Here is a 24,649-nt window from a genome sequence, read left to right on the forward strand (position 1 = left end):
TCTCAGTGATACGTGTCGAGTTCCAAATTGGCTGCGACCTTCGGCCAGTTGGCATCGGCTTTCGGTATGTTTTCAGCCGCATGCGCGGCGAAATCGTCCGCATTGCCGACGTCGTAGATCAGGTAGAGTTTGCCGTCGATAATCTTGAATGCTTCCGGATCGACATTGACCGTGACCCCACCGCCCACGACTTCGCCAGCACAGTAGCCGCCATATTGAGGAGCGTATTTGACCGGTTCGCTCATGAACATTTCCTGGTGTTTCTTGCTGGCGAAATGCCAAGGTGTCCCCAGCCAGTCATAAGTGAATTCTTCGGAGCCCTTCACGGCCTTGCCGTCAGTGAAGTAAGCGACCGTGTCGTAGCCCATGATCGCCACACCGCCGAAATAGCCGGTGTTTACCGAGTCGTCGGCCCAGGCCGATCCCGCGCCGGCGACCGCAGCTACAGCGACCAGGGCAGCCCCCAAATTCCGAACCAGTCGTGACTTGATCATCGTGCTCATCTGCATCCTCCGTTAATCGTGGATCTCCGCGCACTTCGCCGCGTTCACCTCGCCAAGGATTTTGGTTTGGCAGGTAGCACCGTGGCGTTTGAACAGCCGTATGATATCCGTATTGCCCTTCCAGAATGCGCGCGTTGTCGGCATGTAACCATGACCCTCGGGATGGTTCACATCGGCGCCTTTCGCAATCAGGAATTCGGCCAGTTCTAGGTGGTTTTCCTCGCCGGCCACCAACAACGGCGTAGCTCCCGCCTTGTTGGCGGCATCGTCGAGTACCGCGCCTTTTTCCAGCAGCAACTTGGCGATCGGCAGGCTGCCGGAGAAGGCCGCCGCATGAAGTGGGGTGAAGCCGCCCGAGTTGCGCGCCATGACGTCGGCACCTTTGCCGAGCAGGAGTTCAGCGATTTCCAGCTGGTTGTCGAGCGCTGCAGCGATGAGGAGGGTTGCCTGGTCGCGTGCCCGGCTGTCGACATCGGCACCACTCGCGAGGGCTCGCTCGACACCTGCTTTGTCGCCGGCAGCTATGGCGTCAAACAGCGTATTGCCCGCCGCAGCATTGGTCGCGGCAAACGCCAACACGATAAGTGTCAACAGTCCACGCATCACTATCGATATCACGCGCGAGGATGGCGTACAAGTTCGGCAGGGCGGTGCCTGCCGCGGCGGTAGTCGCTCTCGGGATGAGCCTCGGCACGCTAGACATCGCCGGTGTCGACCATGTGGAACCGATCGAGTTCTTCGTGGCGACGCAAATCGGCGGCGCCAGAACCGCGCCACTCCGTTGGGCTGTAGGTTAGCGATTGCTAATTCTCTGGGAACAATGCAGCCTAGCTTCGAGGCTCGAAAGGCCACTTCCCGGGGCGGGACCATGCAGGAAGGGTACGCGGCACAGCAACTGGTGCAGAAGCCATGACACGCGCGCAGTTGGCCGGCGTCATCCTGGGCTTGTCGCTGGTCGCGGCGCTTACCATTGTCCGGGCGAGCGACCCGCAACCGTTGCGGCTCGCCCGCGAAGCGACGTTCGACCAATATCAGAGGCTGGCACCTCGCAGGTTCGAGTCGATGCCCGTCCGCGTGGTCGACATCGACGAGGCCTCCTTGCGGCAGTTCGGGCAGTGGCCGTGGCCCAGGGATCGCATGGCGGCTCTGGTCGACAAACTGACGGAGCTTGGTGCGGCAGCCATCGCATTCGACATCGTTTTCGCCGAGCCCGATCGTCTGTCGCCTCGCACCGTCGTCCGCGCCGTGCCAGGCGTCGACCCTGCCTTGCTCGATCGCTTGCCCGACAATGACGAAATCTTCGCCCAATCGATCGCCGGCAAGCCGGTTATCCTGGGTTACGGCATCTCCAACGAAGGGGACTATCGGCCGCAAGTGAAGGCCGGCATTGCCTTTATAGGCGAGAGCCCGGTCGATGCTCCTCCCCATATCAGGGCAGCCACACCGCTGCGGCCGCAGCTTGAGGCCAATGCCGCCGGCATCGGACATATCAGCCTCAATCCGGGCAGATCGACCGCCGTGGTGAGGGCAGCCCCACTCTTTCTGACGGATGGTGAGCAGCTCTATCCCGGTCTTGCCCTCGAAGCCATAAGGGTAGCGCAGGGCGCCTCCACCTACCTCATTGCCGGCGCGCCGGACCGGCAGGGCATAATGACCTCCGTCAAGATCGGCGACTTCGTTATCCCGGTGACCTCGGCCGGCGAACTCTGGCTCTATGTCAGTCCCGACAAGGCGGAACGGTATGTTTCGGCGAAGAACGTGCTCGCACCCGGCGGCGTCTCGCCCGAAACAAAGGCCGCGATCGAAGGCAGCATCGTGTTTGTCGGCACTTCCGCCGCCGGGCTGCAGGATATTCGTGTCACGGCGCTCGGTGAGAACGTGCCGGGCGTCTCGCTCCATGCGCAGATGGTTGAACAGATACTGTCCGGCCACTATCTGTCGCGGCCCGACTGGGCAAACGGGCTGGAAATAGCGTCGATCGCGACGCTGGGCAGCCTTCTGGTGATCCTCACGATTTTCGTAAGCCCCGCGATTGCGCTCGCCTGCGGCCTGGCGATCACCGGCCTGGCACTGGTCGCATCATGGTTTGCCTTTTCGCTCGCTGGACTGCTGTTCGACCCGTTTGCGCCGATCGTCATGGGCTCGATCACGCATTTCGCGACAACCTCTTTCCGCTTCCTGGTGACCGACCGGGAGCGGCGCGCGATCCGGCGGGCCTTCGGTCAATATTTGTCGCCATCGCTTCTCTACCGCATCGAGCACACGCGCAACGCACTTCGTCTTGGCGGCGACGACCGCGAGCTGACCGTGATGTTTGTCGACGTGCGAAACTTCACCCAGATCAGCGAAAGACTGCCGCCCACCGCCGTCGTGGGGTTTCTGAACACGCTTCTCGACGCGCTCAGCCGTCATGTCACCGCCAATGAAGGCACACTCGACAAGTTCATCGGCGATTCGATCATGGCCTTTTGGAATGCCCCCATCGATGTCGCGGATCATCCCGCCAAGGCCGTTCGCGCGGCATTGGCCATGCGCGAGACGATTGCCCGCCTCAACGAGAGCGATGCATTCGGCTTCGGGGCCGAGCAGACGGTCCGCATCGGTATCGGGATCCATACCGGCGTCGCCTGCGTCGGCAACATGGGGGCGGAGTCGCGATTCAACTATTCGGCCGTTGGCGATGCGGTGAACGTCGCCGCGCGTATCGAGACAGCGTGCAAGACGGTGAATTTCGACATCCTCGCGTCCGACGACACGCTACGATCGCTGGCAGGCTGGGCCGTGCTCGACGCGGGATCGCTGGAGCTCAAGGGAAAGAGCGCGAGGACGAAAATCAACGCCGTCGTCGGCGATGAAAATGTTGCCTCGTCGTCGGATTTTGCGGAGTTGCGGCTTCTCCACGGCAAGCTCGTCGAGGCGTTGCATTCGCGCTCGCCACGCAGCCGAAAGATCATCGCGGCGGCCAAAGCCAAGGCCGCGGGCCTGCCGGCGGGCTTGCAGGACTTCTATGGCCGGATATCGCGCCGACCGGATGACTTTCTTGCCAAACGGGCGGGAGCGACGGTGGAAGCGAATGCCGGCTATGCGGAACAACAATTCGGCTCCGATTCCTGACCGTCGAATACCGGACGCGCCAAGACAAAAGTGCGGCTATCCCCTGCCATGGCCATTGCCGTGGCCTCTTCCGGGATTGCTTGGGTCGTGATGACCCGGATCGTTTCCATGGCCGTTGTTGCCGTCATCCGTGTCGCCTGGCGGATCCGGCGGGCTCGGCGGGCTTGGCGGGCTCGGCGGATCGGGTGTGCCCGGACTGGGTGGGCCGGGCGGATTGGGCGCCGGTGAGGTTCGCTGCTGCTGCGGCGTGGTGCCCTCACGTTGACTGGAGGCCGTAAGCCCGCAACCGGTCGCGCCAAAGCCGCCCGAAAGCTGCTGATTGCCGGTCAGAAACGGCAATGCCCGCGCGGTGCCGAGTCTGGTGAGCACGGATTGATTGACCTTGACGACGTCGGTCATTGCGCCTGATGGCGTCGCGACCACACAATCGCAGCGCCGCTTCAGTTCCCTGCATCCGCCGCCGTTGCAGAATCGGGCCGCCCCCTTCAGGAGCACGACGGCGGTTGTGCCGTTGGGCGCGATGTGGACATCGAATGCTGTTCCCCGCACGCCTATTGTGCCTGCAGGCGTCACGATCTGATAGGCGGACGAAGGCGAGCTTCCGCTTATCCAGCGAAACGTTCCCTTGGCTGCGCGCACGGTAAGGTTCTTCACCGAATTCTCACCGCTGAAGACGTACTTGTCGATGACGACGGAAGAACCCCACCCGATCGCCAGCTTGGTGCCATCCAGGAACACGAACTGGCCAAGCCCGGTATTGGATGTCTTGATACGTTCGTCCCGATGAACCGGTGCGCTGACCACAAGCGGTCCGGTCGCGCCGGTGACAGCAGTCTTGATCACGACCGCCTGGCCCACTGTTTCGGCGGCCATCATCGGTGTCGTATTGTTGAGCGTCGCGGCAAGCGCGACAATAACAGCCCATCTAAAGGACGGCATGGCATCCCCCGCGATGCTTTCATTAGTGAATTCTTAATTATCACATGCTTACGTTGGGGAATACATCAATTTGAATGGGATATCGCGTTCGCTCAGGCGCCCGCAATCGGCCTTTCGGTCGAGCGCCTCCGGATGTCCGTTCCCAGCCCGTCTCGGCCACCGGCAGGGCCCGCCCACCCCGACGGGGTCAGGATAACTATCTGTTTTCTAGGCATGTTTTTTCGAAACCGGTTCATGCCCTTGGCGTCCATGCTCCTAGCGCGCTACCGATCGACCATCGCCATGCCGCGCTCGCCATAGCGGGGCCGGAGATTTTGCCTGGCGCCTCGTCGACCCTGAGATCATCGGTCAGGAACAGAAGCGGCTCGTTAGAAACGACCACTGCGAGCATGCTCGCGGCTTCCAGGTGGGATGCTGAAACGGATGCTATGAAAATTGGCCCTCAAGGGCCGAAAGCGGCCAGTAGGCGGCGCCTGCTAGGGAACGAACGACATTCCGCATTCAATGCCGCGCCTTGATGCCTCTGGCATCTCGCAGCGGCGCGATGTGGTTTTCCGATCTCGATGGTCCTCGACGAAAGGCTCCGATCCAAGGCATCCAATGGCGAGTTGAAACGTTGAAGCCGACGCCAGATGGCTTTGAATTGGATCAGCCAACGACTGGCGCAATTTTGGAGACTTAAAATGAATATTCCCAAAGGTGCAGTTGCAGTAGCTGATGGAGAGAAACTCAACCTGTTTCGCAACTCCGGAGACGAAGCCAATCCGAAGCTGACGGCCTCGGCGGTTGAAGACGTGGCAAATGAGAACAAGGGGTCCGGCGCCCGTCATCAGAGCAGTTCCGCCAATCCCGACAACAGTCAGATCGAAGAAGACAGTTTCGCGGCAGGAACTGCCGGGTTGCTCAACCGACAAGTTCTGGACGGACGAATCGCCAACCTGATTGTCATCGCCGCTCCGCGAACCCTGGGGGAACTTCGCAAGCACTATCACCAGCAACTATCGGCCGTGCTTGTAGGCGAAATCGCCAAGGATCTCACAGGTCATTCCGCGCGGGAGGTAGAAACGGCAATTGCGGGCGCCTAGATGGATTTGCATGCAGCCGCTCGCGATCTGGTCGGGGCACGTCCTATTCGACCCGCTGGATACGGCCCTTGTGCAGGCGGAAGACACCATTCTGACCGCCTTGCCTCTCAAAGTCGGTTTGGAGTTCATCCCAGGTGCCCAGATACGCTCCACAATCATCGCAAAAAATCGGGGTGTCTGGATCAGCGTTGGAGGGAATTCTCAGCCGTATGGTGAGGCAGTATGGGCACTCCAGCTTATGGTCGAGGAATTTTGGAGGCGTTTGCTCTAGCCTTTGCAGAGGGGCAGCGGATACGGCTAGGCCTTGCCGATTTCAAACGGATCTAGGCACCTTCGGGTTCGAGGCCATGGCTTATGGCATTGCCGATGCCGCGACGCGCGCGCGGTCGAACGATCCTCAAGCTCGTCGCCAAACGGCGCCCGGCCGGAGCGGCGATAGGGGTAACTCAAGCCCGCCGGAACACTATGTTCAGCCAATGCGTTTCATGACCCTGTAAGGGACGATTTTTATTGGAGGCTGAACATGCACAGCTTCGAAATGGTCGATCTGCTTTACGTGGTCGAGGGCTGCAGGCACGATCGAGTGGTCGGAAATTTTGTCTCGATGGCTGAGGGCGTCGAAGAGTTGAGGGTGCTGACCGGCGATTTCGTGTCACCGGACGACGTCGTGGCAAACGCCCTTTCCACGGTAGCGCTTGCGCGAGGCTGCTCGGTGTTGTTCGACGAACAGGCGGGTGCTGAAATCCACTTTGACGTCCTGACAGCTAAATCCTAGCGGCCTTGCCCCAGCAAATGCGGTCGGAACTCCAATAGCTGCACTGATCCGCCTCCATGCCGCGAGGTGGCCATCGCTCAGTCGGCTCATCGGCCCTATCATAGAAACGCCCGCCACGTGGGTGTGGCGGGCGGTGCGATGGGTACAAGGTCAGGTCAGGATAAGGACGATCTTCAACGTGTCCGGATCGACGATGACGATCCGACCATCGGCCAATACGAAATACTCGTAGCTTTCGTAGGCCGGCACGATCTTGACGATGCGCGCGGGCAGACGATGCAACCGGATTTTGTGCCGGGGAACCTCGATGCCGACCGAAATGTCGAAATCGACATTCGACACCGGCTCGACCCTGGTCTCCTTGATGACCTGGGTGATCTGGGTTTTCTGTTCGACAGTCACGTTGCTGATGGAAGCAGTCGAACCCTGATCAGTCTGTGTTGAGGTCTTGCCCTGAGCCTGCTGATCGGTCTGGACCTTGGCCTTGCCCTGGGCCTGCTGGTCGGTCTGGACCTTGGCCTTGCCCTGGGCCTGCTGATCGGTGGTCGCACCTGCCTTGCCCTGAGCCTGTTGGTCCGTCTGGACCTTGGCCTTGCCCTGGGTCTGCTGATCGGTCGCACCTGCCTTGCCCTGGGCCTGCTCGTCGGTCCTGGCCTTGGGCTTGCCTTGAGCCTGCTGGTCCGTCTGGGCCTTTGCCTTGCCCTGGGCCTGCTCGCCCATCTTCATCTTCGAGCCTTTTTGACAATTAGCCGCGCCGGCCGCGCAATTGGCGTCACCGCCCGACTGGGTTTCAGCCGGCTGTGTCTGGGCAACCGCGGCACCGCATCCGATGCCGAGCGCGAGCATGCTGGTGATCAGAATATGCTTCATGGGAGGTCTCCTCGAAAGCATCAGTCCCTTCGCAGGATAAACCTCGACGAAAAAACTTCGTTCCAGGCGAATTGGCAAAAGCGGCAGGCGGAAATTTGAAGGAACAACCCACATCCGACGGCGTTCTCAATCGCCCAGCGAAAGGGCTTGCAAAGGAAAGGAGACAATCATGAGGATGCATCTTACCACTGCCGCGGCAGGACTTTTGCTTGTCGCTGGCGTTGGCGCTGCCGCCGCTCAGGATGTGGTCATCCAGCCTGAGCAGGAAACGGTGATCAAGGAGTATGTGCACAAGCAACCGCTGGCTTCCGTCAAGCTTCCAGGGGTTGAGCTCAATGTCGGCACGGCTCTGCCCGATACCGTCGAACTTCATGAAGTTCCCAACGTCAAATACCGCTACGTCGTGGTCGACAACCAAACTGTTGTGGTTGATCCTCACACACGCAAGATCGTCAAGATCATTCAGTGATCCAAGGTCATCCAAGCCCGCCGCTTCGCGGTGGCGGGCTCTTGCTGGCAGTCAAATTCCGAGACCGCCTGATGAAGCTGGATGATCTTGGCGCCGATCGACCGCTTCGGGTCGGTGCGTAGCGGCGCTAGTTGCCGGAAATGGAACCCAGTGCGGCGTTACCGGTCGACCATCGCCATGCCGCGTTCGCCATAGCGCGGGCCGGAGATTTTTCCTGGCGCCAGCGCCTCGTCGAGCGCGGCCATTTCGGCGGCGTCGAGTTTCAGGGAGGCGGCGGCGATGTTCTCCTCCAGATACTGTCTGCGCTTGGTGCCGGGGATCGGCACGATGTCGACGCCGAAACCGTTGCCCTTCCCAAGCAGCCAGGCCAGCGCGATCTGTCCAGGCTTGACGCCGCGGGCCGTCGCGACGTCGCGCACCTTGGCGGCCGCTTCGACATTGGCGTCGTAATTCTCGCCCTGGTAGCGCGGGTCGTTGCGGCGGTAGTCGCTCTCGGGATAATCCTCGGCACGCTTGACGTCGCCGGTGAGAAAGCCGCGGCCGAGGGGTGAGAAGGGCACAAGGCCGATACCGAGCTTTTTGAGCAACGGGATGATCTCGGGCTCCAGGTTGCGCTCCCACAGCGAGTATTCGCTCTGCAGTGCCGAGACGGGAAAGACGGCATGCGCGCGGCTTATGTTGGCGCTACCTGCCTCCGACAGTCCGAAGAAACGCACCTTGCCTTGCGCGACCAGTTCGCCGACGGCACCGGCGACATCCTCCATCGGCACATCAGGGTCGACGCGGTGCTGGTAGAGCAGGTCGATATGGTCGGTGGCGAGCCGGCGGAGCGAGGCTTCGACAACCTCTCTGATGTGCTCGGGTCGGCTGTCGACGCCGCCGACCTGCTTGCCGTTTTCGATGCGGAAGCCGAATTTGGTGGCGATCGTCACCTGGTCGCGCTTGCCCTTCAGCGCCCGACCGAGCAGTGCCTCGTTGGTGTGCGGGCCATAGACCTCGGCGGTATCGAGGAAGGTGCAGCCCAGTTCGATGGCGCGGTGCAGCGTGGCGATGGATTCAGCCTCGTCGGCCGGACCGTAGGACTGGCTCATGCCCATGCAGCCGAGACCGATGGCCGAGACGTGCAGTCCCTGGCTGCCGAGTTTTCGTGTGGCGAGGGTCATGGTGGAGGCTCCGGTTGCGGGTTTTGCGTCACCATATAGAGCGCGTGCTCAATTCCCAAAGGTGTTCGGAGCTGTCTCAATCGACTGTGATCGGGCGACTGTGATCGGGCGACCGTGATCGGGCGACTGTGATCGGTCAATGTGATCGAGGCGCGAGCCACCGAGTCGGTCCCCGGCCGGAAAGCGGTCCGGCGTTTATTCACGTGTTGGAAGCGGCGCAGCGGTTAGGAGCCGCGTCAGAGCGGCACTACTGGATCGAGACCGGCTGTGAGAAGGTGGGCGCGCTGATCGCAGGTTCCTCAGCATCAATGCCATTTCCTGGCAGCGCCAACCCATTGCTCAAGGCGTCGAATTCGATTGCCGCGCCAAGCAGCTGGGCAGCCTGGAGAACCAGATACTCAATGTCCTCGAGGGCGACGTTTTCGGCCAGATTTCGGACCCTGACCTGTTCGGCGGTCACCGTGATGTTGATGATGCCTGCCGTCTCGAATGCCCTCTGGGCCGCTGAATTGACGTCATCGCGCAGGCGCGTGGAGTAATCGTACCGCATCGAAACCTCCCAAAGGGAACGGTTTTCTGTTCAGGTTGGAGCATGCGCCCGGCGCGCCGGCATGGCAAGTGAAAATTTCATAATATCCAAATAAAATCAGTTAGTTAGGATAGTTACAGGAATGTGTTTCAGGCGTTCGATACGCATCATGAGTTTGATGCGTGGAGCGCTCACTGGCAGGTCTTGACGCGTAATGAGCGCTATCCTAATTATAAGCCGAATGAGTTAGATACTAACTCACTATATTTTTAGTCCTGAGCGAGGAGCGCGCACATGGCTGAACTCGAACGCCCCGAACGACTGCAGATTATGCTCACCACAGACGAATTGGCGGCGCTGGAAAACTGGCGCTTCGAAAGGCGCATGCCAAGCCGCTCGGCGGCGGTCAGGGAACTGCTGCGGCGCGGTCTTTCCTCGGACGGATTCCTGACGGCCGAGCAAGGCGTCAAGTCGCAGGAGTTCGGCGTGCTGCCTGACGCTGAAGGCGCGAAGCCGGCCGGCCGATGAGGCGTTCGGCGTGATGCGCTGCCTCGTCGCGCGTCGCCCGCAGCAATTTTTCCCGGGCGATTGCCTTGAGCCGCCAGCGCGCTAGCTAATGGTGATGGCGGAATTCCGGGCGGCGATGACCGATACCAAGGGCAGTAACAGGCTGGACATGCTCGCCGACGGGCGGCTCGCGGCGATCGTCGATTCCTCTTTCGATGCCATCATCAGCAAGGATCTGAACAGCATCATCACCAGCTGGAACTTGGCAGCCGAACGCATGTTCGGCTACAGCGCCGAGGAGGCGGTGGGCCAGTCCATCCTCATGCTCATCCCCGATCACCTCAAGGGCGAGGAGACCGAGATCATCCGCAGGGTTCGCGCCGGCGAGCGGGTGGCGAGCTATGAGACGACGCGAAGGCGCAAGGACGGCGCGCTTATTTCCGTCTCGCTGACGGTTTCGCCGATCAAGAACGCCAATGGCGAGATCGTCGGCGCCTCGAAGATCGCCCGCGACATTTCCGCCGCCAAGGAGAGCGAGCGCCGCATCAGGCTCTTGATGCGGGAGGTCAACCATCGCGTCAAGAACCAGTTCGCGGTCATCCTGTCGATGGTCAGGGAAACGAGCAAGCGCTCCAGCGACCCGCGTGAGTTCGAGGAACTGATCCGCGCCCGCATCATGGCGCTGTCACGCTCGCACGACCTGCTTGTCACCTCGGAATGGGCCGGCGCCAGCCTGTTCGACCTGATCCAGGAACATTTGAAGCCGTTCGGCCGCGAGGAGCAGATCCTGCTCTCGGGTCCGGTCCTGACGCTGCAGTCGAATGCCGTGCAGAATCTGGGCATGGCCTTCCATGAACTCGGCACGAACTCGTCTAAATATGGCGCATTGGGCAGCGAAGACGGCCGGGTCGAGATCACCTGGACGATCGGTTCCGGCGCCCAGGGTGCCAGCGTCCAAGGGTCCGGCGCCCGGAGTGCAGGTGCCCAGGGTTCTGGCGGGCGTGAATTCCAGATGCTCTGGACCGAAACATCCACGCCTCGTCCGGGCAGCAACGGCGATGAGATCACACGCAAGGGGTTCGGCACTGTCGTCCTGCAGCGGGTGGCGCCTCAGTCGCTGGGCGGTTCAGCCGAACTGGAGCGCTCGCCCGGCCGTCTCCACTGGCGCCTCAGCGCGCCGCTGGCATCGATTATCGTGCCGCAAGCCGGCGTCGATGCCGATGCCGACGCCGCGCCGGGTTTTGGCATCTGAATGCCCCCGTGGGGCGGCGGGTTTTCCCTCCGCCCCCGGCTTACCAGTCACCGATGATGCGGGAGATGCCTTTCGGCATCGACTTCTCCAAGGGTGAAGCTCTGGAAGCCCGGCATGAGCTGCCATACGGCTGCAAGGCCTATGATCAGATAGGCCAGGCGGGCCAGCATGGCGCCCCCAAGGGCTGTGCCGATTACGTCATAGCCGGTCACACCCATGGACAGCCAGTTGAGACCGCCAAGGATGATGAGAGCGAGCGTGACGAGGTTCATGATGCGCATAAACGCCTCCTGATGTTGCCTGACAAAAAAGACGCCTGCAAAAAAACGCTCGCCGTTTCAGACGGTTCCGTCGATCACGAAATTGTGAACGATAGTTGCGATCCGTGACTGCGGCTCGACCTACTCGACCAGTATGTGTGCCTCGCGCGCCGCCTCGATAAAAGCCTCCCTGGCGATATCGGCAGGCACCTCGCCGCTTGTCGCGCGGCGGCAGGCGCGCAACGCGGATTGATGTTTGAGGCTGCCGGCGTCGCGCCAGTGTGTCGTCAGCAATTCGATGGCCTGCTGGGCGTTGGACAGATTGCGGGTGGCACCGGCCACACCGACCGAAACCACCACGGGTTTGGAAAACCAAGCGGTTTGCATTGGAACCTCGACTGCGTGAGCACAATAACGCCCGCGTCAGCGCACGGTTCCATCTCTGCCGGCCACTGTCGCGCGAGGCTGAGGGGAGCTTGTCGGCGGCGAAGGCATTCGATGGTCCCGCGGGCTGCGGGCGCCGGTCCGTTCGATCGGAACCGGCTTGATGGAACATTAGTCATCTCTAATAGTTGTTGTTGTCAGCAGGGCAGGGGCATCCCCTGCTGAAGATCGGGTCTCCGATCGGCTCGCGCACCTCTAGCCGAGATCGCGAGCTTTGCCGGCCCGACTTGGGGCGGCCCGGCGCACACTCGTTGGGAAAGCAGTGCGCCGGGCCTAACCGGCGTGGGGCTGCTGCCGGCTGATCATTATATGCGGTACCGCTAATATAACTGAAGCATTCAAATGAAGGAGGTGAGGGCCATCGATGACTGAAAAGCCGGCCACAACCTATGTCGTGAGCGTCTTTGAAAAACCGATGTGGCGTACGGTCCTGACCACGAAGGACAAAACCAAGGCTTTCGCCCTGGCGAAAGAGATTGGCGACAAGGTGCGGGTCGAGGAGATCACGCCGAAGCCAAAGGAGCGTTGAGGCGCCCGCCAGGGAAAGCCTCAAAACATTAGGTGGCGCCGGGCGGCGGGTCTATACCCCAGCCAAGCCTTCATCCATATATTGCGATTGACTAAAGTAATGGAACATCCAATGGACGATACCGGAACCAAAGCGGTTACGTCAGACCTTTGTATGGAGCCACCTAAGACCTTGGTCCCAATAGGAAAAGCCCGCCACAGGAGCGACCTGCTGCGGGCTTTTCAAGTGGCTACATCCCGAAGGAATCGACCGCTTGTGGTTGTACTGTGAACCAAGTTGCCGCGTTGGCCTATGGTGTGATCGCGGAAGCCGGGCCCGTGACCCGGACCACAAATACGGTGGGCGCTTGTGAGGCGGCTATCCCTCAGGCAATTCGCGCGTGTTTATTCAGTGGGTATTCGACAGAAAGGAAGATTCGGAATCCAGCGATCTGATTTTTCTGGTTCCCGCTCATGGGCTCGAACCACGATTCACGCCTTCAAAGGGCGCTGTCCTACCATTAGACGAAGCGGGAGAAGCTCGGATGGTTATGCCGTTAGTACGGCGAGGCGTCAATTCGGGAAGTTGTTGACCGGTTCGTCGCAGCGGTAGACCGGGCAGTGTCCGTCGCGGGCCGGGATATAGGCCGACATCGGCACTTCCGGCCAGTCGCATTCATTGCCGAACTGCCTGACATAGCGGTCATAGGTGTTTGGGCCGGTGGTCAGCACCACGGCGCGATGGCTCTGGATCATGGCCTGGATCCCAGCACAGCTCATGCTGCGGCTGTCGGGACGGGCCTCGGCCAGCCCGGGCGCCGCAAGCATGGTGGCCAGGGTCATCGACAGGATTCGAAGGCGAGCGGACATGATGGCTTCTCTTGGTTCTGATGCAGCCTCATTGTTCCACAAAACCAGCCACCTGTCCGCCGGTTCCGTGATGGGCCGCGCATTGCGCAGGGCGAGACGCAACCAAACCACGCGTCGCGCATTGCTGGGCATGGACGGCAGGAAGCCCGACGAAACGCCGCAATGGTGGCCCGGAGACGAGGGCCGCGAAGCCATGTGCTGTTCCTTCTGCGGCGGCCGCGACCACCGTTACGAGGAGTGCCCGCAAAGGACCGAATCGCCTGTTGCTCCGGCCGAAGGCGGCGAGGGGGACATGACCCGGGCACCGGACAGTTAGGACCGTTTCCACGGCGCCTCCGCTACGCATAGCGGCCGGAGGCGTCACGCCGCCGGGTGAGGGCGGCCAGCCCTTTTTTGCCGCCACCTTTTGGGCCGTCAGGCGTTGTCCCCGCGAGGGAAGGCCGCCGTGGGCGGCATGCAAGGAAAGGAGGCCGAGATGAAACCTCTCGTCATCGCGTCCCTGATGCTGGCCTTGGCCGGGCCGGCCGCGGCGCAGACGGATCAGCAGCAGAACCCGGCCCAGCAGGCCGACAACTGCCGGGTCGAGACGGATCATGGCGACAAGCAGCAGTCCGGCGGCGGCAATCTGAGCGAAAAGCTCAACGATTGCGGCGGGGTGCTGAAGCCGCCGGCCACCGGCGATCAGGGCATGGCCGCGCCAGCGCCCGACCAAGGCAAGACACCGGTAATCAAGCCCGGCGAAGTACCGGCCCAGCCGCCCAAGCAATAGAGGATCCAAACAACAGAGACGCAAGATGGCGCCGGCCGGCGGTCACGATCAGCGGACCAGCAGGCCGGCGTGATCGCACAGCGCCGTGAAGGCCTCCTGTGCCTGAGCCGCGCCGTCCTTGTTTTCCAGCGCCGCCTCGATCTTTTCACGCGCCGCCTGATAGAAGGGGCCGCGGCTGGCATGCGGCCAGTCGATCAGGATTTCGCTGGCGTCCTGAAGGGTCGCCACCTCGCGGATCGTGTCGGAGCCATGCGGCTTGACCCGCACCGGAGTAGATAGCATCACATCGGGCATTGTCTTTCCCGCTCCTGGGTTTTCCGCTACCGGGCTTTTCCCGCTATTGGAGGATGTGGGCTTCGCGTGCGGCGTCGATCATCGCCCGCATCGCCTTTTCCGGCGGCATCCAGCCGTCCAGTGCATCGCGACAGCAGCGCAGCGCCGCCTGGTATCGCCGGCCTCGGCCGGCCGGCCAGTCGCCGAGGCATTCCAGCCCCTCGCAGGCGCTGCGCACAACGCGCTCTCGCTCGGGGGCAAATTTCAGGCGGATCGGTCGGGGGAACATCTTGTCGTTCAACGGAAGTCTCCGTGGCATGTCACCCCAGGAGTGGACAGCGGTTGTGAAACAACGCACTCGCAAGGGGCGCCGGATAACGTCGCCGGCAGGGGAGGGTTCCAGGCCCGAAAGATCAATTTTCAATCGTGGGCGACGGCGTCCGACAAAGGCCTCGGCGGCGGCGGAACGGCGTCTTCCGGGATGGGCCGGTCAAGAGGCCGGTCATGCTCGAACTGTTCGGTGCCGGGCAAGGCATGCAGCCAGGTCTCGCGGCGGCTGGTCCACAATTCATATTGCGGCTCCAGGTCGGTCGGCGCGACGTCGAGGCTGCCAAGCATTACCTCGACCTCATCATCGCCGATCCAGGCGACGCGGCCGCCGCAGGTCGGGCAGAAGCTGCGCGTGCCATAGCTGGCGACCTCGCCCGATGTTTCGATGGCGTCGCGCGGCCAGATGGCGAAGGCCGAATAGGCCGAGCCGCTCGCCTTGCGGCAATCCTTGCAGTGGCAGAGGCCGACCCGCATTGGCTGGCCGGTGACGACGAAATGCACGCCGCCGCACAGGCAGCTGCCGGTCCTGCGTGTGGTGTCGGACATGATCGCGGCCCTCCCTCGGTCTGGCTCTCGTCAGTCTGGCACGCTACGGGCCGGGCGGGACAGATGCTCATCTGCCATTTCGTTGGCCAGAAACCAGGAAAAAGACATCCTGTTCATTGTCCCGCCGAGCCCGGCTGGCAACACCAACCGGGCTGACGCGGCCCGCAGCATCCATCAACGCCATAGCGGCGAAATGGTTGCGGCTCGCGGCTTCTATCCGCGCGCGGCCATGTGGTTGTCGAGCTTCTTGCGCGAAGGTCCGTAGCGCTTGATGATGGTCTGGGCTTCGCTCTGCGGGATGCCGTATTTGCGCGCGAAGGCGGCGACCTCGTAGGTTTCCTCGCTCGAAACCAGCTTGCGGTCCTGCTTGATCTTGGATTTGTCGTCGGGCATGGCGTGCCTCGCTTTCTGTCAACCGCACGATCGTGCGGACATCGCTATATAGGATGCCGCGGTCAGACATAACAGCGACCGGCGCTGCTGGTTCCATGGCGGGCGTCGGACGAGGCCCGGCCGACGCGGATCGCAAGCCGCCTTTCAGGCCGAATGGCCCAGGCCGGCGCCGCTCTGGTCGGTCTCGCCGCAATCGGCGCAAGGCGCGCTGGCGCCGGGACAGCCGCGCTGGTGGGTGCCGGCGGGACAGCAAAGGCCGTTTGAGCTTGTCCAGCGCGGGCATTGGAAAACCTGCCCGGTGCCGCCGCAGCCATTGCACTCGAGGACCGCCGACCGGACCATATAGGACATCGTCCCGAACTTGACGCTCGCGCCCAAAACTCAACCCACCCAAATAGCTGCACCGGACAGACCTGTGCATTAGCCCCAGCTAAGGATATCACGTTGCCGGTTACGGACAAGTTTCAGGATCATTAATTGTTCGTGAACGCCCCGGCGGGCCTTGGCGTCAGGCCGGCGTGAGCCGCCTAGCGGCGAGGTAGGTACATGAGCGCCGACGCGGCCTGGCCGCGATCCCAGCCGGCGGCCTCGATCTTGTCGAGCAGCGCCTCGAGATGGGGGGCGAGCATCTCCCGGCAGCCCTGTTCATAGGCGGCGCTCACGCCGGATGCCGCGGCGCGCCGATGGTCAGGGGTTGGCCATGTTCGATTCGCCTCCCCGTGGGCGAGGGCGATCATACCATCAGCCGGCAAACCGAATAATCCGATTTCGCCGGCGCGGGAGCGCCGCGCCGACAGCGCCAAGGCGCAAGCCGAGGCAAGCGAACGGATTTCGGGCAGGGATCATGCTCTTGCTTCAAAAAGCTCGACGACGTTGCCGGACGGATCCTCGCAAAGGATCTGGCGGCCGCCGGGGCCGTCGACAATCTCGTTGCGGAACGGCACGCCGGCCTCGCGCATCCGGGCAGCGAGCGCCGGCAGGTCCTGCACCTCCAGCACGATGCGGTTCCAGCCGCCCGGTTCCGGCGTCCTGCCATCCGGCATCGGCCTCGCCGCCGACGCCATCGGGCCGGCAAGCCAGAACGTCAGGTCGTCGCGCTTCAGGATGGCCATTGCCGGACCGAACTGCTGCCGCAGCACGAAACCCAGATGCCGGGTGTAAAATGCTATTGCCAACTCGACATCGCTGACGAGATACCGGACCGTCGCCATCCGCTGGCTCTCCTCACAAACTGATCAAGCACCCCTTGCGAGGAATAGCCCGCGGGTCACGCCGCCGCAAGGTTGGAGCCGGGCACGGCGTCCTGTCCGCGAGTGCCAGACCGGCGCCGACATCCATCGTGGCAGCGCTTGCGGACAAAAAATCCCGCGCCCGTGTCGGAACTGCACGGCGTCGCCCGTCCTTGGGTCGAAATCCATCGCAAACCTCGGAGAGACAGCATGTCGGACCTCACCCAATCGCCGTGGCAGACCGCGGCCCTTCTCATTGCCCGCCTGATCTTTGCCGCCGTCTTCCTGATGGCGGTGACGTTCAAGTTCATGGGCATGGGGGCCACCGCAGGCTTCATCGCCGCCGCCGGCTTTCCCTTCCCGCTCTTCCTCGCCTGGTGCGCGGCGATCCTGGAGGTGGCGCTGGTGCTGTGTTTCCTGAGCGGCGCCTTCTTCACCCAGGCGGCCTTGGTCGCAGCGGCCTATGTGCTCTTCCTCGGCTTCTCCTTCCACGGCCCCAGCCACTGGGCCGGCAACCAGGCCGAGTTCGGCTTCTTCGTCGACCATTTTTCGTTCATGGCCGGCCTGCTGTTCGCCGCCGTGCAAGGGCCGGGCAGGGTGCTGGCGCTGAACCTGGGCTGGCCGGGCAGGGCGTGAGAACCTCACATCTGATCGTTGTAGGGCTCCTTCATCTGGCCGACCATGCGCGCCAGTTTCGAGAAGGACGGCATGTCGGCCTCGGGCTGGCACTGATTGGCGAGTTCCAGCAGCCGGATCGGGAAGTTGACGGCGTCGCGGCTCGACGCCGACATGCCATTGGATCGCTCCTCACCGGTTTCGCTGGCCTCGGCCTTGCGCAAGGCGATGTCGATCTCCTCGGATGTCAGCAGCCCCTTGCGAACCAGCACGTGGTTGATCGATGCGACGGCCATCAGCAGGCCTTCGAGTTGCAGATTGGCGACGTTCATGATGGTTGTTCCCTCCATTGACCAAAGCTGAAACGCGCCAGCCGCGTTTCCGATCCGGCGCGCAAGCCGTTTGGCGGGCTCGTGGACGTCTTGCCCGTCGGTCGCGAGCCTCGCCGCGATGCCTTGCGTGCGAAAAGAGACTATGATCGCCAGGGCCGGATGCTAAGCAGGGAGGTCGTTTTGCGTCTTGTACTAGCCTTTGGTTTTGCCGTGGCGATGACGACGGCCGCGTCCGCCGACATGGCGATGAACTTCGAATGGGGCCCGACGGTCAAGTGTTTCGATCCGAAGTCGCCGCCGATCACGCTTTCCGGCGTTCCTGCCGGGACGAAGACGCTGGCGTTCAAGATGGTCGATACGGACGCGCCCGACTTCAAGCATGGCGGCGGCACCGTGGTCTTCGGCGGCCAGAAAACCTTGCCCTATGGAGCCTTCAGCTATCGCGGACCCTGTCCGCCCAGGCCGCATATGTACGAGATATCGGTGAAGGCGCTCGATGGCAGCGGCAAAACCATCGCGACGGCAAAAGCGCGAAGACGTTTTCCGTGACGCTATCGGGTAATGGCGTGGGCGAAGCCGGATTCCACCTTTCGGGACCGTGTTCTATTCCTGCGTCAGGCGCTCGCCATATTCGCGCCACACCGCCTTGACCTCCAGGCTGCCGAGGCGCGGGATGGACGGATCATTGCAGGTGATGGCGACGGCACTGATGTCGTAGTGGGGAAAAGCACTGGCGACGAAACGGATCGCGTCGCCGAGCGAGTTCACGCGGATGACGGGGTCGGCCTGGCCCTGGCCGGTGCTGCGCACACCGGAAACCGAGGCTGGAGCATGCCGCATCCTGAACACGGATGCCATGGCTGGTCTGTCCATCGTCCTCTCCGACAAGCGGTGCGACGCGAATCATTCCATGAGCTTCAACTGATGATCCCACAGCGGCCGGCCGATGAAAAGCCGGCTAGCCAATGCGGGTTTCGGGCCGCCGGTGGTGCTGCTGCGGTTGTCCGGTGAGGGCAGTTGTGCTATCATTTTGCCCATGGTGCTGATTTGCGCCGACGACCCGCCGCGAGGCGGGTTTTTGTCTTTTAGCGCGCTCCCGGAGCGATGCCGATTGCGCCTTCGCCTTGGCGCGGGAAGATGGGATAGGAATATTTTCTCAGAAAATCGTTGACCGGGTGAGGGCAGCCGTGCTACATATTTGTCCATGGTGCTGATTTGCGCCTACGACCCGCCGCCGAGGCGGGTTTTGTGTTTCTGGCGCCTTGTTAGCCGAACCGCCCGGCCGCCAACTTATACGTTGGCGGGACAGCGCCCCCCTCTGTCCTGCCGGACGTTCGTCATTCGGAAAGCCAAGCAATTGGCTTTCCGTCCGCTGCGCGGACCACTCCTCAACCCCCACAGGTGGGGAGATCGGCAGCTTTGGCGGCGGCGCCCGTCCTGCCACGTCGGTGATTGGCGAAGGCCGGGATGACAGCCAATCTCCCCACTTGTGGGGGAGATGTGCGGCAGGACAGAGGGGGGCGCGACGGAACGCGACCTTTGCGAGGATCCAATGACCCAACGCTACGCCACGATCATCACCGACGATGAAGGCCGCGAAATCGTCAGCGCCATTGGCGCGTTCGAAGGCGCGGCGCCGCAGCCGCGTCTGGGCCGGGTCGAGTTGGTCGCTCCCGGCGTGCTGATCGGCATGGTGCGGGACGCGGCCGGTGGCTTTGGTTTTCCGCAAGCCGGCATCGGCGGCCAGGCCATCGGTCTCGTGCTGGCGCGGCTCAAGGCGCAGGCCAGCGTGGCAAAACGCGCTGGTGCCGCGAAACCTGCCGCGGCAAAGCCGAAGCGCGCCAAGCGAGCGAAGAAAAAAATCCGATCGAGGAAGCCGGCCGGATCGATGCCGAAGGCGGGCAGGGCGGCCAGCGATGCCGCTGCAGAGACGATGGACCAGGTCGATGGCTGATGACACCGCCGACAGGCCGACGCGCGGCAAGGCGAGGCCAGCAAGGCGCAAGCCCGCCCGCGGGGCGGTCGCGCAAAAACCCCGTCCGAAGCGAACGAAGAAGACGCTGGGCGACGATTTCCTGGCTGCCGTGCGCGCGGACTTCCGCACGCATGGCGCCGGCGTCATCGCCGAGGTGCGGGCCGACAAGCCGGACCAGTATCTGAAGATCGTGCTGTCGGTGCTGCCCAAGGAATTCGATGTCGCCATCAACCATCTGGATGCCCTGAGCGATGAAGAGATCCGCAGCCGTATCCGCAGCCTCGAAGCCGTCGTCAAACCGTTCCTCGAAGAGCCCGCCGATCACCGCGAAGACGGAATATCTGGCGCTGCTGGCGGAGCTTGACCGTAGGCGCCGCAGCAACCAGCTGGCGGCCTACAAACCGTATTTTCGCCAGGCGGAGTTTCACGCGGCAGGGGCGGTCAACCGCGAAAGGCTGTTCATGGCCGGCAACCAGCTCGGCAAGACCCGGGCCGGCGGTGCCGAATGGGCGATGCATCTGACCGGCCGTTATCCCCAGTGGTGGCAAGGCAAGGTTTTCGACACGCCGGTGCGGCTGTGGGCCGCCGGCGTCACCGGTGAGGGCACGCGCGACAACCCGCAGCGCGTGCTGGTCGGCCCGCCGCAGCAGCAGGCGGCCTGGGGCACCGGCATGATCCCCGCCGATGCCATTGTCGACACCATCATGGGCCGCGGCGCGCCGGGCGCGCTCGACAGTGTCGTGGTGCGCCATGGCGGCGGCGGCGATGTGCAGGCCGGCGAGAGCGTGCTGTCGTTCAAGAGCTTCGAGAAGGGTCGCGAGAAATGGCAGGGCGAGACGCTGCACGGCGTCTGGTTCGACGAGGAACCGCCGCTCGACATCTATTCCGAAGGCCTGACCCGCACCAATGCGACGGGCGGGATCACGATCGTGACGTTCACGCCGCTGCTGGGTATGTCGGATGTGGTACTGTTGTTTTTATCGGCGGGGGAGGTGGAGAGGATGGGGAAAATCAACTGACGAAGAGGAATCAAGGATATTGGCTGCCCGCAAGCTGCCTGGCGCGGGCCTTGGGATCGGTGGATTTCCGGGTAAGCGGCATACACCTGACTTCGGATTGACCCAGGGCACGGTTCCAGTATTCCACGCATGCCTTGTTTGGCGTGTCTGGAATACAGACATTTCTGTTGATCGGCACGATTTTCCCGCCGGGGATTTGCAAAGATGAGGCTTGATTTGTGCAAGTTGTCTTCTTGCTGGAATAGGGCACGTTTGACTGGGTCGTGCAGGCGGCTGAGCTAACTGCAATAGCTATAACCAATGCTATGCGGATCATGTTTCCCCCCAAAGTCGTTCGCCAACTTCGCACCGATCCCCATCGCTATCAACTATGCAGCTTGATCGGACTACACGAGAATGACCCGTCACGTCACCTTCATGACCATCGACGATGCCGCGCATTATTCGCCTGACGAGCGCGCGGCGATCGTTGCCGCCTTTCGGATATTTTGTTCGAGGTGATCGTGCGGAAGTTCAGGCCAGCCCCGGAGCAATAGCTCCAGGCTTTGCCTGGCGTCGAAAATCCGTACCGGACGGCTCGATCGACCCAAGCCCGTGCCGGCTCACGCCGGGGCGGGTTTTTTTTGCGTTTGTGGGTCCTGACCGGCCGCTGCTATATCCCGGAGCAGGGCTGCCGAGTTCGCGGCGGCATTGATCCAGCCTGGGCTTACGGATGCAGATTGAACGATATGACGGGGACCGCGAAATATTGCTGCCGCTGTTTACCCTTGCCGACGATTCTCCCACGCAGGTTTCCAGCTATATCGACAAGGGCGAGGTGCTGGTTGCGCGCGATGGCAACAGGATTGTCGGCCATGCGCAGCTCATAGAGACAGGCGAGGGCGGTGTCTTCGAACTCAAGAGCCTGGCGGTCCGCCCGGCAAGGCAGAGCGAGGGGTTGGGGCGTGCCCTTGTGGCGGCGGCAATCACCCGCTGCCGCGAGCGCAACGGCCGGCGCCTGATCGTTTCGACCGCGGCGGCCGATATCGGCAATCTGCGATTTTACCAGAGACAGGGCTTTCGGATGTTTCGCATCGTGCAGGATGCGTTCGGGCCATCGACCGGTTACCCCGAAGGCTCGGCTGTGAACGGCATTCCGCTACGCGACCAGGTGGTCTTCGAGCGCGACCTCGGCGCGGATTGAGGGGACCGTCCGCGCGCTCCAGCTTCGAGACCATCGCAGACCATCCAATAGCCCGCTCCGGTTCGCCGGGCGCGCTATTTTGCATTTTGGGCCTAGGCGAGGATGTTGACGGCGCGGGCCGCGACCAGTGCGATCGTCAGCAGCGAGATCATCGCCTCGGCCATCATCAAAAGCTTGGCGCGTTGGGAAAGCGGCAAGGTGTCGGTCGGCGAAAACGCCGTCGCATTGGTGAAAGCGAGGAAGAAATAGTCGACGAAGCCTGGCAGCCAGTCGCGGATATCACGATCGTTCAAGGTCATTTGCGGGAACAGGAAATCGGATTGGGCGCGTTTGACGAGGCCGCAGGTCGGCGGCCCGCCGCGGTCGGTGCTCCAGAACCACAAGGCAAAGACGATGACATTGGTGACCCAGATGTTGAGCGCGTCGATGAGCAGCGTCTGGCCGCTGGCCCCGGCATGGCCCGCCAACAAGGCGCGCACCAGGAACACCAGCGAACCGCAATTCATGATGCTGACGACGCCGGTCATCACCAGCGCCGTCCTGCGGATCATGACGCGAAACCGGCCGACCAGATACCAGTGCTCCTGCTCGACCGCCTTCTGGGTGGCGACCTGTGTCCAGGCGGTGGCGACCGACAGAGGCACGAGCAGGGCGGCCTCCAGCGCCGGCGCCAGCCAGCGGGGCCCAAACGAGAGATCGTTGATCACCAGGAGCTGCAAACAGATGATGACGAGGACGGCCGCACGCGCCAGCCAGAAGTCGAGCGCGCGGTGGTGGATGACGGCATGCTGGTGACGCATCGAATATCCGGGATGTTCAGATAGGATCAGATGGGCGGGCTGTTCTGCCGGGGAGGGGCAACGGAGCGCCGAAACTCCCGCTCAATCTTGGTCTTGCAATGGCCTGCAAGTATACTTTTTCGTAAGCTTTGAGGTTGGGGCTGTTCGGCAAACCGGACGATGTGGTTTAAGCGCCGCATGGTGGGAATAGACGACTCCATGGATGGTTGGGCGCCGGCGGGGCTGACTGCCGCCGGCCTCGACTCGTCATCGGTCTGGCCCGGCCTGCTTCGCCATCCCTGGTATTTGCTGGCGCTTCTGTGCCTGGTGCAGATCGTGTGCTGGACGGTGGTGCCGGCATTGATCGACCCCGCGCCGCCCGGCGATGTGGTGGAAGGGTTCATGTGGGGCCGCGAATGGGTGCTTTTGACCTACAAGCACCCGCAGCTTCCCGGCTGGCTGCTCGAAACCAGCCATCTTCTGACCGGATCATTCCACTGGCCGCAATATTTGCTCGCCCAGCTGACGATTTCGTCGACCTTCGTCCTGGTCTATCTGCTGGCCAGAGACATGCTCGGACAAAGCCGGGCGCTGGCTGCCGTGCTTTTGATGCCGTCGGTCTATTTCTTCGGCTGGCCGACCCCGCAATTCAATCATGACTATGCGCAGATGCCGTTCTGGGCGGCCATATGCTGGCTGCTTTGGCGCGCCGGCCGTGGTGGCGGGCCTGGCTGGTGGCTGGCGCTCGGACTGGTGTCGGGCGTCGGGCTCTATGCCAAGTTCTCCACCGGCCTGCTGCTTGCTTTCGGCGCGCTCTGGCTGCTGTACGACGCGCGCGCGCGCAGCCGGCTGGCGACGCCTTGGCCGTGGCTCGGCTTTGCCGTTTTTCTAGCGGTGGCTGCGCCGCTGGCCATCGCGCTCTACCGCATCGATTTCCTGCCGCTGACCTATTTCGCCGACCGCGACGCGTGGGTAACCGAACACCGCGCGCGCCTCTACTATATCGGCGTCCAGCTGGCCGGGCTCTCCGGCTTTCTCCTAGTGCTGGCGATATCGGGGCTGCTGCGGCGCTCGCCCGCTCCCGAAGCTCCCGTCGAACGCGGCATTCTGGTCTATCTCGTGTGGATGGGGCTTGGGCCTGCGACCCTGGTCATGGTGGCCTCGTTGTTCACCGGCACCGGCGAGTCCTGGGGGGCGCCGATGTACAATCTTGTTAGTGTCACGGTGCTTGCCTTTCTCGGCCACCGGCTCGGCGCCATCGAGATGCGAAGGCTGGCGATCTGTGCCTTCCTTTGCATCGTTACCATGTCGGGCGCCTATGCGACCCTCCGCTGGACGGGCTGCAATGTGCGGGGGCGCCTGGACGCCGTCTGCTGGCCGGCGCAGCCGATCTCGGACGAGGCCGAGGCGGTCTGGCATGCGGCCGCGCCTGGCCGGCTCGACATTGTCGGCGGCGATACCCAATTGGCCATGCTGGCCGGCCTCAATGCCTATGACAAGCCGTCGATCTTCACCGACCTCGATACCCGGTTCGCGCCCTGGATCACCAGGCAGCGGTTGCGCGAGCACGGCATGCTGATGGTTTGGCCGGGTCGTGGCGTGCCGCCGCAACTGCGGGTATGGCTGGGCAACCTCCCGGTCAAGACCGTTCTTTTCAACTGGTCGCGCACGGCGCCGCCCGTGCCAATCAGCTTTGCCGCCATTCCGCCCGGCACGCGGTATCTGCCGCTTGACGCCGACAGCCGGACCCGGCATCCGCGCAGCTGAAGCGGTTCGATCCCTTGGCCGCGTCGCAATATCGTTCGCGCATGGCCGCGTTCGTCTCCATGCGACTGGACGAAGCAGGCGACAATGCCCATTTATTGGGAAATCCAATTTTGTCTGCGCAATTCCGGACGGGAAACCGCTACACAAATGGA

The 24,649-nt window shown here is 62.6% G+C and carries 34 protein-coding genes and 1 tRNA gene; 16 read left to right on the top strand and 19 right to left on the bottom strand.

What is annotated here, in order from left to right; all coding sequences use genetic code 11:
• Positions 1 to 2: 2 nt before the first annotated feature.
• Both AC04SF_RS08650 and AC04SF_RS08655 read right to left on the bottom strand, forming a co-directional pair.
• Positions 3 to 503, bottom strand: a complete 501-nt coding sequence (locus tag AC04SF_RS08650; protein WP_488477438.1) for a YHS domain-containing (seleno)protein — start codon at positions 501 to 503, stop codon at positions 3 to 5.
• 12 nt (positions 504 to 515) lie between these two features.
• Positions 516 to 1,106 (bottom strand): ankyrin repeat domain-containing protein, encoded by a 591-nt coding sequence (locus tag AC04SF_RS08655; protein WP_096447870.1) that lies wholly within the window; start codon positions 1,104 to 1,106, stop codon positions 516 to 518.
• A gap of 306 nt (positions 1,107 to 1,412) precedes the next feature.
• Between AC04SF_RS08655 and AC04SF_RS08660 the strand changes: the two genes are divergently transcribed.
• Positions 1,413 to 3,617 (top strand): CHASE2 domain-containing protein, encoded by a 2,205-nt coding sequence (locus AC04SF_RS08660; RefSeq protein WP_488477439.1) that lies wholly within the window; start codon positions 1,413 to 1,415, stop codon positions 3,615 to 3,617.
• Between the two features lie 36 nt (positions 3,618 to 3,653).
• Here AC04SF_RS08660 and AC04SF_RS08665 read toward each other — a convergent pair whose 3' ends face one another.
• Positions 3,654 to 4,490: a FecR family protein gene (locus AC04SF_RS08665; protein ID WP_488477440.1), complete on the bottom strand. Its 837-nt coding sequence runs from the start codon at positions 4,488 to 4,490 to the stop codon at positions 3,654 to 3,656.
• 749 nt (positions 4,491 to 5,239) lie between these two features.
• On the opposite strand from AC04SF_RS08665, the gene AC04SF_RS08670 reads away from it, so the two are divergent.
• Entirely contained in the window at positions 5,240 to 5,641 is a 402-nt protein-coding gene (locus tag AC04SF_RS08670) for a host attachment family protein (RefSeq protein WP_488477441.1), read from the top strand.
• 523 nt (positions 5,642 to 6,164) lie between these two features.
• On the top strand, positions 6,165 to 6,416 hold the full coding sequence (locus AC04SF_RS08675; RefSeq protein WP_488477442.1) for a hypothetical protein: 252 nt from the start codon (positions 6,165 to 6,167) through the stop codon (positions 6,414 to 6,416).
• A gap of 150 nt (positions 6,417 to 6,566) precedes the next feature.
• Here the strand turns inward: AC04SF_RS08675 and AC04SF_RS08680 are convergent, their stop codons facing one another.
• Positions 6,567 to 7,286, bottom strand: coding sequence for a DUF1236 domain-containing protein (locus tag AC04SF_RS08680; protein WP_488477443.1), 720 nt, complete (start codon positions 7,284 to 7,286; stop codon positions 6,567 to 6,569).
• Between the two features lie 169 nt (positions 7,287 to 7,455).
• Between AC04SF_RS08680 and AC04SF_RS08685 the strand changes: the two genes are divergently transcribed.
• Positions 7,456 to 7,755 carry a DUF1236 domain-containing protein gene (locus AC04SF_RS08685; RefSeq protein WP_488477444.1) on the top strand — a complete coding sequence of 100 codons (300 nt, stop codon included), beginning with the start codon at positions 7,456 to 7,458 and terminating at the stop codon, positions 7,753 to 7,755.
• A gap of 158 nt (positions 7,756 to 7,913) precedes the next feature.
• Here the strand turns inward: AC04SF_RS08685 and AC04SF_RS08690 are convergent, their stop codons facing one another.
• Both AC04SF_RS08690 and AC04SF_RS08695 read right to left on the bottom strand, forming a co-directional pair.
• Positions 7,914 to 8,918 (bottom strand): aldo/keto reductase, encoded by a 1,005-nt coding sequence (locus AC04SF_RS08690; RefSeq protein ID WP_488477445.1) that lies wholly within the window; start codon positions 8,916 to 8,918, stop codon positions 7,914 to 7,916.
• A gap of 247 nt (positions 8,919 to 9,165) precedes the next feature.
• The gene (locus AC04SF_RS08695) at positions 9,166 to 9,468 is read right to left on the bottom strand and encodes a hypothetical protein (protein ID WP_488477446.1); all 303 of its coding nucleotides are present in this window, start codon (positions 9,466 to 9,468) and stop codon (positions 9,166 to 9,168) included.
• A 273-nt stretch (positions 9,469 to 9,741) separates the two neighbouring features.
• Here AC04SF_RS08695 and AC04SF_RS08700 point away from each other — a divergent pair, with 273 nt between their 5' ends.
• Entirely contained in the window at positions 9,742 to 9,975 is a 234-nt protein-coding gene (locus AC04SF_RS08700; protein ID WP_096447850.1) for a hypothetical protein, read from the top strand.
• A 115-nt stretch (positions 9,976 to 10,090) separates the two neighbouring features.
• Positions 10,091 to 11,206, top strand: a complete 1,116-nt coding sequence (locus AC04SF_RS08705; protein WP_488477447.1) for a sensor histidine kinase — start codon at positions 10,091 to 10,093, stop codon at positions 11,204 to 11,206.
• A 47-nt stretch (positions 11,207 to 11,253) separates the two neighbouring features.
• On the opposite strand, the gene AC04SF_RS08710 is transcribed toward AC04SF_RS08705, so the two are convergent.
• Positions 11,254 to 11,487: a DUF378 domain-containing protein gene (locus AC04SF_RS08710; RefSeq protein ID WP_488477448.1), complete on the bottom strand. Its 234-nt coding sequence runs from the start codon at positions 11,485 to 11,487 to the stop codon at positions 11,254 to 11,256.
• Between the two features lie 120 nt (positions 11,488 to 11,607).
• Positions 11,608 to 11,853 carry a DUF982 domain-containing protein gene (locus tag AC04SF_RS08715; RefSeq protein WP_488477449.1) on the bottom strand — a complete coding sequence of 82 codons (246 nt, stop codon included), beginning with the start codon at positions 11,851 to 11,853 and terminating at the stop codon, positions 11,608 to 11,610.
• A gap of 421 nt (positions 11,854 to 12,274) precedes the next feature.
• Between AC04SF_RS08715 and AC04SF_RS08720 the strand changes: the two genes are divergently transcribed.
• The gene (locus tag AC04SF_RS08720) at positions 12,275 to 12,439 is read left to right on the top strand and encodes a hypothetical protein (protein ID WP_179298282.1); all 165 of its coding nucleotides are present in this window, start codon (positions 12,275 to 12,277) and stop codon (positions 12,437 to 12,439) included.
• Between the two features lie 440 nt (positions 12,440 to 12,879).
• On the opposite strand, the gene AC04SF_RS08725 is transcribed toward AC04SF_RS08720, so the two are convergent.
• Positions 12,880 to 12,953: transfer RNA gene (locus AC04SF_RS08725), tRNA-Gln, on the bottom strand.
• 37 nt (positions 12,954 to 12,990) lie between these two features.
• The gene (locus AC04SF_RS08730; RefSeq protein WP_488477450.1) at positions 12,991 to 13,287 is read right to left on the bottom strand and encodes a hypothetical protein; all 297 of its coding nucleotides are present in this window, start codon (positions 13,285 to 13,287) and stop codon (positions 12,991 to 12,993) included.
• Here AC04SF_RS08730 and AC04SF_RS08735 point away from each other — a divergent pair.
• Together AC04SF_RS08735 and AC04SF_RS08740 are read left to right on the top strand one after the other, a co-directional pair.
• Positions 13,286 to 13,603, top strand: coding sequence for a hypothetical protein (locus tag AC04SF_RS08735; protein WP_488477451.1), 318 nt, complete (start codon positions 13,286 to 13,288; stop codon positions 13,601 to 13,603). The genes AC04SF_RS08730 and AC04SF_RS08735 overlap by 2 nt on opposite strands.
• A gap of 159 nt (positions 13,604 to 13,762) precedes the next feature.
• The gene (locus AC04SF_RS08740; protein ID WP_488477452.1) at positions 13,763 to 14,056 is read left to right on the top strand and encodes a hypothetical protein; all 294 of its coding nucleotides are present in this window, start codon (positions 13,763 to 13,765) and stop codon (positions 14,054 to 14,056) included.
• Between the two features lie 48 nt (positions 14,057 to 14,104).
• Here the strand turns inward: AC04SF_RS08740 and AC04SF_RS08745 are convergent, their stop codons facing one another.
• From AC04SF_RS08745 to AC04SF_RS08770, 6 genes are all read right to left on the bottom strand, one after another.
• Entirely contained in the window at positions 14,105 to 14,350 is a 246-nt protein-coding gene (locus tag AC04SF_RS08745; protein ID WP_488477453.1) for a DUF982 domain-containing protein, read from the bottom strand.
• Positions 14,351 to 14,393: 43 nt separating this feature from the next.
• The gene (locus AC04SF_RS08750) at positions 14,394 to 14,630 is read right to left on the bottom strand and encodes a DUF982 domain-containing protein (protein ID WP_488477454.1); all 237 of its coding nucleotides are present in this window, start codon (positions 14,628 to 14,630) and stop codon (positions 14,394 to 14,396) included.
• A 119-nt stretch (positions 14,631 to 14,749) separates the two neighbouring features.
• Complete coding sequence (locus AC04SF_RS08755) at positions 14,750 to 15,205, bottom strand: GFA family protein (protein ID WP_488477455.1); 456 nt, start codon at positions 15,203 to 15,205, stop codon at positions 14,750 to 14,752.
• Between the two features lie 213 nt (positions 15,206 to 15,418).
• Positions 15,419 to 15,598, bottom strand: coding sequence for a DUF3606 domain-containing protein (locus tag AC04SF_RS08760; protein ID WP_027052489.1), 180 nt, complete (start codon positions 15,596 to 15,598; stop codon positions 15,419 to 15,421).
• A 527-nt stretch (positions 15,599 to 16,125) separates the two neighbouring features.
• A complete protein-coding gene (locus AC04SF_RS08765; protein WP_488477456.1) occupies positions 16,126 to 16,335 on the bottom strand; it encodes a hypothetical protein in 210 nt (69 codons plus the stop codon).
• A 105-nt stretch (positions 16,336 to 16,440) separates the two neighbouring features.
• Positions 16,441 to 16,809 carry a VOC family protein gene (locus tag AC04SF_RS08770; protein WP_488477457.1) on the bottom strand — a complete coding sequence of 123 codons (369 nt, stop codon included), beginning with the start codon at positions 16,807 to 16,809 and terminating at the stop codon, positions 16,441 to 16,443.
• Between the two features lie 228 nt (positions 16,810 to 17,037).
• Between AC04SF_RS08770 and AC04SF_RS08775 the strand changes: the two genes are divergently transcribed.
• Entirely contained in the window at positions 17,038 to 17,463 is a 426-nt protein-coding gene (locus AC04SF_RS08775; RefSeq protein ID WP_488477458.1) for a DoxX family protein, read from the top strand.
• 5 nt (positions 17,464 to 17,468) lie between these two features.
• Here the strand turns inward: AC04SF_RS08775 and AC04SF_RS08780 are convergent, their stop codons facing one another.
• Positions 17,469 to 17,774 carry a hypothetical protein gene (locus tag AC04SF_RS08780; protein WP_488477459.1) on the bottom strand — a complete coding sequence of 102 codons (306 nt, stop codon included), beginning with the start codon at positions 17,772 to 17,774 and terminating at the stop codon, positions 17,469 to 17,471.
• 180 nt (positions 17,775 to 17,954) lie between these two features.
• On the opposite strand from AC04SF_RS08780, the gene AC04SF_RS08785 reads away from it, so the two are divergent.
• Positions 17,955 to 18,323 (top strand): phospholipid-binding protein, encoded by a 369-nt coding sequence (locus AC04SF_RS08785; protein ID WP_244661773.1) that lies wholly within the window; start codon positions 17,955 to 17,957, stop codon positions 18,321 to 18,323.
• A gap of 54 nt (positions 18,324 to 18,377) precedes the next feature.
• Here AC04SF_RS08785 and AC04SF_RS08790 read toward each other — a convergent pair whose 3' ends face one another.
• Positions 18,378 to 18,647: a hypothetical protein gene (locus AC04SF_RS08790; RefSeq protein ID WP_488477460.1), complete on the bottom strand. Its 270-nt coding sequence runs from the start codon at positions 18,645 to 18,647 to the stop codon at positions 18,378 to 18,380.
• A gap of 679 nt (positions 18,648 to 19,326) precedes the next feature.
• Between AC04SF_RS08790 and AC04SF_RS08795 the strand changes: the two genes are divergently transcribed.
• From AC04SF_RS08795 to AC04SF_RS08810, 4 genes are all read left to right on the top strand, one after another.
• On the top strand, positions 19,327 to 19,728 hold the full coding sequence (locus tag AC04SF_RS08795) for a hypothetical protein (RefSeq protein ID WP_488477461.1): 402 nt from the start codon (positions 19,327 to 19,329) through the stop codon (positions 19,726 to 19,728).
• Positions 19,721 to 20,113 (top strand): hypothetical protein, encoded by a 393-nt coding sequence (locus tag AC04SF_RS08800; protein ID WP_488477462.1) that lies wholly within the window; start codon positions 19,721 to 19,723, stop codon positions 20,111 to 20,113. The genes AC04SF_RS08795 and AC04SF_RS08800 overlap by 8 nt, the downstream gene beginning before the upstream one ends.
• Positions 20,001 to 20,768: a terminase large subunit domain-containing protein gene (locus AC04SF_RS08805; RefSeq protein ID WP_488477463.1), complete on the top strand. Its 768-nt coding sequence runs from the start codon at positions 20,001 to 20,003 to the stop codon at positions 20,766 to 20,768. Before AC04SF_RS08800 ends, AC04SF_RS08805 begins: the two co-directional genes overlap by 113 nt.
• 712 nt (positions 20,769 to 21,480) lie before the next feature.
• Positions 21,481 to 21,951, top strand: a complete 471-nt coding sequence (locus AC04SF_RS08810) for a GNAT family N-acetyltransferase (protein ID WP_488477464.1) — start codon at positions 21,481 to 21,483, stop codon at positions 21,949 to 21,951.
• Positions 21,952 to 22,043: 92 nt separating this feature from the next.
• Here AC04SF_RS08810 and AC04SF_RS08815 read toward each other — a convergent pair whose 3' ends face one another.
• The gene (locus AC04SF_RS08815) at positions 22,044 to 22,751 is read right to left on the bottom strand and encodes a hypothetical protein (RefSeq protein ID WP_488477465.1); all 708 of its coding nucleotides are present in this window, start codon (positions 22,749 to 22,751) and stop codon (positions 22,044 to 22,046) included.
• A gap of 198 nt (positions 22,752 to 22,949) precedes the next feature.
• Here AC04SF_RS08815 and AC04SF_RS08820 point away from each other — a divergent pair, with 198 nt between their 5' ends.
• Positions 22,950 to 24,497: a glycosyltransferase family 39 protein gene (locus AC04SF_RS08820; protein ID WP_488477466.1), complete on the top strand. Its 1,548-nt coding sequence runs from the start codon at positions 22,950 to 22,952 to the stop codon at positions 24,495 to 24,497.
• Positions 24,498 to 24,649 lie beyond the last annotated feature (152 nt).

Source organism: Mesorhizobium sp. CNPSo 4671 (genome assembly GCF_057784245.1).

Excerpts from the sequence above, each read along its gene's own strand:
- AC04SF_RS08770 (WP_488477457.1), bottom strand. The coding sequence starts at position 16,809 with ATGGCGACGGTCCGGTATCTCGTCAGCGATGTCGAGTTGGCAATAGCA.
- AC04SF_RS08730 (WP_488477450.1), bottom strand. The coding sequence starts at position 13,287 with ATGTCCGCTCGCCTTCGAATCCTGTCGATGACCCTGGCCACCATGCTT.
- AC04SF_RS08685 (WP_488477444.1), top strand. The coding sequence starts at position 7,456 with ATGAGGATGCATCTTACCACTGCCGCGGCAGGACTTTTGCTTGTCGCT.
- AC04SF_RS08690 (WP_488477445.1), bottom strand. The coding sequence starts at position 8,918 with ATGACCCTCGCCACACGAAAACTCGGCAGCCAGGGACTGCACGTCTCG.
- AC04SF_RS08655 (WP_096447870.1), bottom strand. The coding sequence starts at position 1,106 with ATGCGTGGACTGTTGACACTTATCGTGTTGGCGTTTGCCGCGACCAAT.
- AC04SF_RS08775 (WP_488477458.1), top strand. The coding sequence starts at position 17,038 with ATGTCGGACCTCACCCAATCGCCGTGGCAGACCGCGGCCCTTCTCATT.
- AC04SF_RS08800 (WP_488477462.1), top strand. The coding sequence starts at position 19,721 with ATGGCTGATGACACCGCCGACAGGCCGACGCGCGGCAAGGCGAGGCCA.
- AC04SF_RS08755 (WP_488477455.1), bottom strand. The coding sequence starts at position 15,205 with ATGTCCGACACCACACGCAGGACCGGCAGCTGCCTGTGCGGCGGCGTG.
- AC04SF_RS08745 (WP_488477453.1), bottom strand. The coding sequence starts at position 14,350 with ATGCCCGATGTGATGCTATCTACTCCGGTGCGGGTCAAGCCGCATGGC.
- AC04SF_RS08650 (WP_488477438.1), bottom strand. The coding sequence starts at position 503 with ATGAGCACGATGATCAAGTCACGACTGGTTCGGAATTTGGGGGCTGCC.
- AC04SF_RS08720 (WP_179298282.1), top strand. The coding sequence starts at position 12,275 with ATGACTGAAAAGCCGGCCACAACCTATGTCGTGAGCGTCTTTGAAAAA.
- AC04SF_RS08665 (WP_488477440.1), bottom strand. The coding sequence starts at position 4,490 with ATGGCCGCCGAAACAGTGGGCCAGGCGGTCGTGATCAAGACTGCTGTC.
- AC04SF_RS08710 (WP_488477448.1), bottom strand. The coding sequence starts at position 11,487 with ATGCGCATCATGAACCTCGTCACGCTCGCTCTCATCATCCTTGGCGGT.
- AC04SF_RS08660 (WP_488477439.1), top strand. The coding sequence starts at position 1,413 with ATGACACGCGCGCAGTTGGCCGGCGTCATCCTGGGCTTGTCGCTGGTC.
- AC04SF_RS08765 (WP_488477456.1), bottom strand. The coding sequence starts at position 16,335 with ATGATCGCCCTCGCCCACGGGGAGGCGAATCGAACATGGCCAACCCCT.
- AC04SF_RS08760 (WP_027052489.1), bottom strand. The coding sequence starts at position 15,598 with ATGCCCGACGACAAATCCAAGATCAAGCAGGACCGCAAGCTGGTTTCG.
- AC04SF_RS08715 (WP_488477449.1), bottom strand. The coding sequence starts at position 11,853 with ATGCAAACCGCTTGGTTTTCCAAACCCGTGGTGGTTTCGGTCGGTGTG.
- AC04SF_RS08695 (WP_488477446.1), bottom strand. The coding sequence starts at position 9,468 with ATGCGGTACGATTACTCCACGCGCCTGCGCGATGACGTCAATTCAGCG.
- AC04SF_RS08805 (WP_488477463.1), top strand. The coding sequence starts at position 20,001 with ATGAAGAGATCCGCAGCCGTATCCGCAGCCTCGAAGCCGTCGTCAAAC.
- AC04SF_RS08795 (WP_488477461.1), top strand. The coding sequence starts at position 19,327 with ATGACCCAACGCTACGCCACGATCATCACCGACGATGAAGGCCGCGAA.
- AC04SF_RS08735 (WP_488477451.1), top strand. The coding sequence starts at position 13,286 with ATGATGGCTTCTCTTGGTTCTGATGCAGCCTCATTGTTCCACAAAACC.
- AC04SF_RS08680 (WP_488477443.1), bottom strand. The coding sequence starts at position 7,286 with ATGAAGCATATTCTGATCACCAGCATGCTCGCGCTCGGCATCGGATGC.
- AC04SF_RS08820 (WP_488477466.1), top strand. The coding sequence starts at position 22,950 with ATGGATGGTTGGGCGCCGGCGGGGCTGACTGCCGCCGGCCTCGACTCG.
- AC04SF_RS08705 (WP_488477447.1), top strand. The coding sequence starts at position 10,091 with ATGACCGATACCAAGGGCAGTAACAGGCTGGACATGCTCGCCGACGGG.
- AC04SF_RS08790 (WP_488477460.1), bottom strand. The coding sequence starts at position 18,647 with ATGGACAGACCAGCCATGGCATCCGTGTTCAGGATGCGGCATGCTCCA.
- AC04SF_RS08740 (WP_488477452.1), top strand. The coding sequence starts at position 13,763 with ATGAAACCTCTCGTCATCGCGTCCCTGATGCTGGCCTTGGCCGGGCCG.
- AC04SF_RS08810 (WP_488477464.1), top strand. The coding sequence starts at position 21,481 with ATGCAGATTGAACGATATGACGGGGACCGCGAAATATTGCTGCCGCTG.
- AC04SF_RS08780 (WP_488477459.1), bottom strand. The coding sequence starts at position 17,774 with ATGAACGTCGCCAATCTGCAACTCGAAGGCCTGCTGATGGCCGTCGCA.
- AC04SF_RS08700 (WP_096447850.1), top strand. The coding sequence starts at position 9,742 with ATGGCTGAACTCGAACGCCCCGAACGACTGCAGATTATGCTCACCACA.
- AC04SF_RS08670 (WP_488477441.1), top strand. The coding sequence starts at position 5,240 with ATGAATATTCCCAAAGGTGCAGTTGCAGTAGCTGATGGAGAGAAACTC.
- AC04SF_RS08815 (WP_488477465.1), bottom strand. The coding sequence starts at position 22,751 with ATGCGTCACCAGCATGCCGTCATCCACCACCGCGCGCTCGACTTCTGG.
- AC04SF_RS08675 (WP_488477442.1), top strand. The coding sequence starts at position 6,165 with ATGCACAGCTTCGAAATGGTCGATCTGCTTTACGTGGTCGAGGGCTGC.